The organism is Variovorax sp. 20P10.2.4, from assembly GCF_058244205.1.
The window spans coordinates 1-5528 of sequence record NZ_JBZAYE010000501.1 but is presented as its reverse complement, the minus strand read 5'-3'; the positions used below and the strand labels follow the sequence as shown (position 1 = coordinate 5528).

Annotated in this window: 8 protein-coding genes; 2 read left to right on the top strand and 6 right to left on the bottom strand. The window is 70.3% G+C overall.

Annotated elements, in window-relative coordinates:
- Nucleotides 1-1387 (top strand): serine hydrolase domain-containing protein (locus AC27VN_RS31350; protein ID WP_490879081.1); only part of this gene is annotated, 1387 nt, incomplete at its 5' end.
- A 150-nt stretch (nucleotides 1388-1537) separates the two neighbouring features.
- Complete coding sequence (locus tag AC27VN_RS31345) at nucleotides 1538-1720, top strand: hypothetical protein (protein WP_143129335.1); 183 nt, start codon at nucleotides 1538-1540, stop codon at nucleotides 1718-1720.
- A 29-nt stretch (nucleotides 1721-1749) separates the two neighbouring features.
- On the opposite strand, the gene AC27VN_RS31340 is transcribed toward AC27VN_RS31345, so the two are convergent.
- From AC27VN_RS31340 to AC27VN_RS31315, 6 genes are all read right to left on the bottom strand, one after another.
- Nucleotides 1750-2079: a Rieske (2Fe-2S) protein gene (locus AC27VN_RS31340; RefSeq protein WP_093354716.1), complete on the bottom strand. Its 330-nt coding sequence runs from the start codon at nucleotides 2077-2079 to the stop codon at nucleotides 1750-1752.
- Between the two features lie 14 nt (nucleotides 2080-2093).
- Entirely contained in the window at nucleotides 2094-2303 is a 210-nt protein-coding gene (locus AC27VN_RS31335) for a c-type cytochrome (RefSeq protein WP_261216040.1), read from the bottom strand.
- A gap of 131 nt (nucleotides 2304-2434) precedes the next feature.
- The gene (locus AC27VN_RS31330) at nucleotides 2435-2893 is read right to left on the bottom strand and encodes a RidA family protein (RefSeq protein ID WP_490879080.1); all 459 of its coding nucleotides are present in this window, start codon (nucleotides 2891-2893) and stop codon (nucleotides 2435-2437) included.
- The gene (locus AC27VN_RS31325; protein WP_490879079.1) at nucleotides 2890-3945 is read right to left on the bottom strand and encodes a transglutaminase family protein; all 1056 of its coding nucleotides are present in this window, start codon (nucleotides 3943-3945) and stop codon (nucleotides 2890-2892) included. Before AC27VN_RS31325 ends, AC27VN_RS31330 begins: the two co-directional genes overlap by 4 nt.
- A 15-nt stretch (nucleotides 3946-3960) precedes the next feature.
- Nucleotides 3961-4767: a basic amino acid ABC transporter substrate-binding protein gene (locus AC27VN_RS31320; RefSeq protein WP_490879078.1), complete on the bottom strand. Its 807-nt coding sequence runs from the start codon at nucleotides 4765-4767 to the stop codon at nucleotides 3961-3963.
- A 65-nt stretch (nucleotides 4768-4832) separates the two neighbouring features.
- Nucleotides 4833-5528, bottom strand: a 696-nt coding sequence (locus tag AC27VN_RS31315; protein ID WP_490879077.1) for an alpha-E domain-containing protein, incomplete at its 5' end; no start/stop codon positions are given.

The window sequence follows — 5528 nt, the reverse complement described above, 5'->3', positions numbered from 1 at the left end:
GGCGGCGATCCTGGCCTTCCTCGACGAGGCCGAGCGCGGCGCCTTCGAGCTGCATGGCTTCATGCTGTGGCGCCGCGGCCAGGTGCTGGCCGAGGGCTGGTGGGAGCCCTACGGTCCGCAGCGCCGCCACATGACGCATTCGCTGACCAAGAGCGTGACCGTCTGCGCGGTCGGCATGGCGGTGGCCGAGGGGCGCTTCGGGCTCGACGACAAGGTGGTGTCCTTCTTCCCCGAGCACCTGCCGCCGGTGGTGAGCCCGAACCTCGCGGCGATGACGGTGCGCGACCTGCTGACCATGCGCACCGGCCATGCCGCCATGACCTCGGGCTCGGTGTGGCGCCAGATCCGCACCAGCTGGATCGCCGAGTTCTTCAAGATCCCGGTGGTGAATCCGCCCGGCACGCAGTTCGTCTACACCAGCGCCGCCACCTACATGCTGTCGGCCATCGTCACCAAGACCACGGGCCAGCCGGTGGCCGACTACCTCAAGCCGCGCTTCTTCGATCCGCTGGGCATCACGGGCTACGAGTGGGAGGTCGGGCCTGAAGGCATCTCGCCGGGCGCCAACGGCCTGAGCTGGAAGACCGTCGACTCGCTCAAGCTCGGCATCCTGCATGCGCAGAACGGCGTGTGGAACGGCCGGCAGGTGCTCACGAAGGAATGGGTCGACGCGGTGCACCAGCCGCACACCAAGGACAAGTACGGCTACCAGTGGTGGCTGGGCCCGAACGGCGCCTACAACGCCGACGGACTGTTCGGCCAGTACGCGGTGGTGTTCCCCGCGCACGACGCGGTGCTCGCGATCAACGCGGCGCTGCCGCCGAAGGCCGGCTTCAACGCGGGGCTGCTTTACAAGCATTTCCCGGCCGCGTTCGAGAACGCACCGGCCGACGGCGGCCAGGCCAGCGCCGCGCTGCGCCGGCGCATGGCGGGCCTGCGCCTGCTGCCGCCGATGCGACCGACCGCGTCGCCGGTGGCCGCGGCCGTGTCGGGCCAGCGCTACGAGTTTCCCGACAACCCCGACAGGATCAAGGCCGCGCGCCTGGACTTCGGCGCCGAGGCCTGCAGCTTCACGCTCGAGGACGAGCGCGGCACGCACACGGTGCAGGTGGGGCTCAGGAAGCCGATCGAGGGCGACACCACCATGACCGGCAACCGCCTGCACCACGAGTACCAGCCCGCGGTGATGCGCGTGGTGGCGAGCGGCGAATGGCTCGACGAGCGCACCTTCGTCATGAGCTGGACCTTCGTCGAATCGGCCTTCCGCGACACCGTGACCTGCCGCTTCGCCTCGCGCTACCTGCGGCTCGACCGCAGCGTGAACGTGAATTCGAGCGCGACCGAGATGCCGACCCTGACCGGCGCGCGCACGGTGAAGGCGGCCTGACAACTACGGGAGGTCGTAGGCCTTGCCAGAGCGGCACGGCGGGGGCGATGGCCTCTTGTCCTGCACGCGGCGGCGGCATCCGCAACCTTTGGCGACACGCTGCGACGGATTAAAACCTCTGGTATCGAAAACCAAATGGAGGCCCGATCCGTGAATGAAGAACATCACTACCTCGACCAGTTCGAAAGCTTTCTGAAGCGCCGCGAGCAGGCGGCCGACATCTCGGTCAGCGTCACGGTCGAGATCGAGGAGCGGCAGCCGCGCGGCGTGCCCGAGAACTTCTGGACCGGCGCCGAGGCGCGCACGGCTGAACGCGGCGTGGCCGCGCATTAGATCCTCGATGCCGGGGCGCCCGCTCCGGCTCAGGCCGCGCGCAGCCAGACCTTCCCGTCGGCCGACTCTTCCACCGCCAGGGGCACCAGGCGCGCACCCTTGCAGGGGCCGCCCACGCACAAACCCGTGTCGGGCTCGTAGATCGCGCCGTGCCGCGCGCACATCAGGAAGCGGCCCGAGCGCTCGAGCACCTGGCCCTCGAAATCGATCGGTCCGCCCACGTGCGCGCACTGGTTGAGGTAGCCATGGACCCGGCCCTGCCAGCGCACGACGAAGGCCGGCCCGCGGCCCGGCGCCTCGAACTTCACCGCGTCGCGGGATTCGGGCAGCACGTCGCAGATCAGCAGTGCATCGGTCATGGTCGCGAAGACATTCAGGGCGGGGAGGGCTGCGACAGCACCCACTGCGCGAGCCGGCGCGATTCGTCGAGGCTCATGTGGGGCTGGCGCGGCATGATGACGCGGCCCCAGGCACCGACGCTGCCGTCGCGCAGCTTGTCGGCCAGCCGGGCCGGTGCCTCGGGATCGTGGCGGTAACGCGCCGCGATCTGCGCGAAGCCCGGGCCCACCTGCTTGCGCACCATGCCGTGGCAGCTGAGGCAGGCATAGCGCGCGACCGGCTCGCGCAGCGGCGCCGGGATCTCGTCGGCCGCGGCCGCCAGCGGCGCGATGGTCGCGAGCGGCAGTGCCAGCCACAGGGACTGCGGCAGGCGAATCAGCCGATCTCCGCGATCAGTTCGATCTCGACGCAGGCACCCATCGGGATCTGCGCCACGCCGAAGGCGCTGCGCGCATGCGCGCCCTTCTCGGGACCGAAGACCTCGGCGAACAGTTCGCTCGCGCCGTTGGTCACGAGGTGCTGCTCGGTGAAGCTGCCGACCGAATTGACGAGGCTCATCACCTTGACGATGCGCTTGACCTTGTTGAGGTCGCCCAAGGCCGCGTGCAGCGTGCCCAGCAGGTCGATGGCGACCGCGCGCGCGGCCTGCTTGCCCTGTTCGGTGCTGACGTCGGCGCCGAGCTGGCCGGTCCAGACCTTGCCGTCCTTTTTGGCGATGTGGCCCGACAGGAACACGAGGTTGCCGGTCTGCACGAAAGGCACGTAGGCGGCGGCCGGAACCGAGACCGGCGGGAGGGTGATGCCGAGGCTGGAAAGCTTGTCGTAGACGCTCATGAAGAAGGCTCCTGGTGAGACGGTGGTGAAGGCGGCCGCGCGGAGGGCGGCTGCGGGGAATCGACCGGCGTTTGTACCGGCGAAGCCGCGATCGTAGGCGACGCCGCGGCCGAAGGCCCTGCGCCGCCGGGGGCTTGCGGCGGCTCGAGCTCGTCGACCGGCTGCACCGTCACGCCCACGTGCAGCGTGTGGCGTGCGCCGCCGTGCAGCACGCCGCGCATCGGAGAGACGTCGGAGTAGTCGCGGCCGATCGCCAACGTCACATAGTCCTCGCCGGGCTGGCGGCCGTTGGTGGGATCGAAGTCGGCCCAGTCGCCGGCGCTGTCGGGGCCGTCGCCTTCGCCGGGCAGGTAGACCGAGACCCAGGCGTGCGAGGCATCGGCGCCGATCAGCCGCGGCTGGCCCGGCGCCGGCTGCGTCAGCAGGTAGCCGCTGACGTAGCGCGCCGGCAGGCCCATCCCGCGGAAGCACGCGATCATGATGTGCGCGAAGTCCTGGCACACGCCCTTGCGCTGGGCCAGCGCCTCGACCGCGGGCGTGTTGATCTCGGTGCTGTCGGCGTCGTAGTCGAAGTCGCGGTGGATGCGCTCGGTGAGGTCCATCGCCACGTCGAAGGCCGGGCGGCCCGGCGCGAAGCTCGCGCGCGCATAGGCGACGAAGTCGTCGTGGCGCGGCACGTAGGGCGAGGGGAAGACGAACTCCGAGGCCGGGTCGAACAGCGCGTCCTTGCGGAAGCGGAAGCGCTCGCGCACCGACTCCCACGGCAGCTCGCGCGCCACCGCGCTCGAGAGCACGGGCGCCGAAGTCTCGACCACGCTCTCGGCCGTGACCACCAGGCTGTCGTGCGTGGTGTCGAGCGCGAAGAAGGCGCGCACGTTGCCGTAGAGGTCGGCCTGCTCGACGCGCTGCGCGGGCGAGGGCTCGATCGCGAGCCGGTGGCTCAGCAGGCGCTGCGAGGGCGTGACCAGCGGCCGCAAGTGCGCGAGGTGCTGCGCGGTCTCGACCGGCGGCGAGTACTCGTAGCGGGTTTCGTGGGTGACGTGGAGTCGCATGGCGTGCGCCGTGGGTTACTTCGACGCGGCGCCGAAGTGCGCGGCGTAGATGCGGTCGTAGCTGCCGTCGGCCTTGATCTCGGCCAGGCCCTTGTCGAGCTTGGCGAGCAGCTCGGCGTTGCCCTTCTTCACGGCGAGGCCGTACTGCTCGGTCGCGAAGCCGGCATCGCTCACGGTCTTGAAGCCCGCGCCCGCGTTGTTCGCGAGGTAGTGCGCCACCACGCCGTTATCGGCCACCACCGCCTGCACGCCGCCGGCCTCGAGCTCCTTGAGCGCGAGCGGCGTCGATTCGAAGCGCTTGATGTTCGCGCTCGATTTGCCCAGCAGCTTGCCGACCACTTCGTCGCCGGTGGTGCCGTTCTGCACGCCGACCTTGAGCGTCTTCAGGTCCTCGAAGCGGGTCACGCTCGCATCGCTCTTGATCGCGATCAGCTGGCGCGCATCGAAGTAGGGCTGCGAGAAGTCCATGGTCTGGCGGCGCTCGGGCGTGATGGTGATGGCCGACACCAGGAAGTCGCGGTCGCCCTGGTCCAGCGTGTTGAAGATGCCTTCCCATGGCGTGTTGACGAACTTCACCTCGATGCCGGCCTTCTTCGCGACGGCGTTCACGATGTCGATGTCGAAGCCCACGATCTCGCCCTTCTCGTTCTGCGATTCGAAAGGGGTGTAGGCGGCATCGGTGCCCACCACCAGCACGCGCGCGGCGGGCGGCGCTGCCGAAGCGGCGGCGGGCGCGGCGGCTTCCTGCTTGCCGCAGCCGGCGAGCGCGAGGACCGCGGCGAGGCCGGCGGCCAGTGCGAAGCGGCGATGGATCGTGGTCATGGGGAGCCCTCCTGAGGTTGTCGTTGTTGGTGGATGGTCGGTCGCGCGGCGCGCGCAGCGCGGGCTCAGGCGCCCACGGAGCGCAGCGATTCGGAGGTCAGCGTGAAGTAGCGGATGCCGATGGCATCGGACACGTGGTAGGCCGCGGCCTCGCAGTGCGCGAGCAGCGCGGCCAGCGCCGCATAGGGGCCGTCCTCGCCGTCGGCGGGGCCGGGGTCGCACAGGTGTTCGAGCGTCCAGGTGGCCGGGTCGGGCAGCTCGTACGACAGCGCCGTGAGCTTGCCGGGCGCGCTGCCCGCGAGCCGCGCGATGCGCCCGCGCAGGGTCTGCGTGACCCAGGCCAGCGAGCGCGGGTTCTCGGCGTCGAGCACCAGCAGGTCGACCAGCGTGGCGACGTCGCGGCGCTGCTGGTAGCGCGCATGGAAGGTGATGGTGCTGTCGAACAGCGCGACCATGGCCTCGAAGCCGCTGACCTCGTGCACCGCGTGGTTCTGGAAACCCGCGAGCAAGGCGTTGGCGAGGAAGCTCAGGCGCTCGATGTGGCGGCCGATCGACAGCAGCCGCCAGGCATCGTCGCGCGTCATGCGGTCGGTCTGCGCGCCGGTCATGGCCGACAGCGCCGAGCTCGCCGATTCGAGCGAGCGCAGCGCCGCGCCGGTGGCGAAGCTGCCTTCGCCGGCCTGCTCGGCGGCGCGGCGCAGGAAGTCGGCCTCGGCGCGCACGATCTGGTTCCAGTGGTCGGGCGAGAGCCGCTCGCGCAC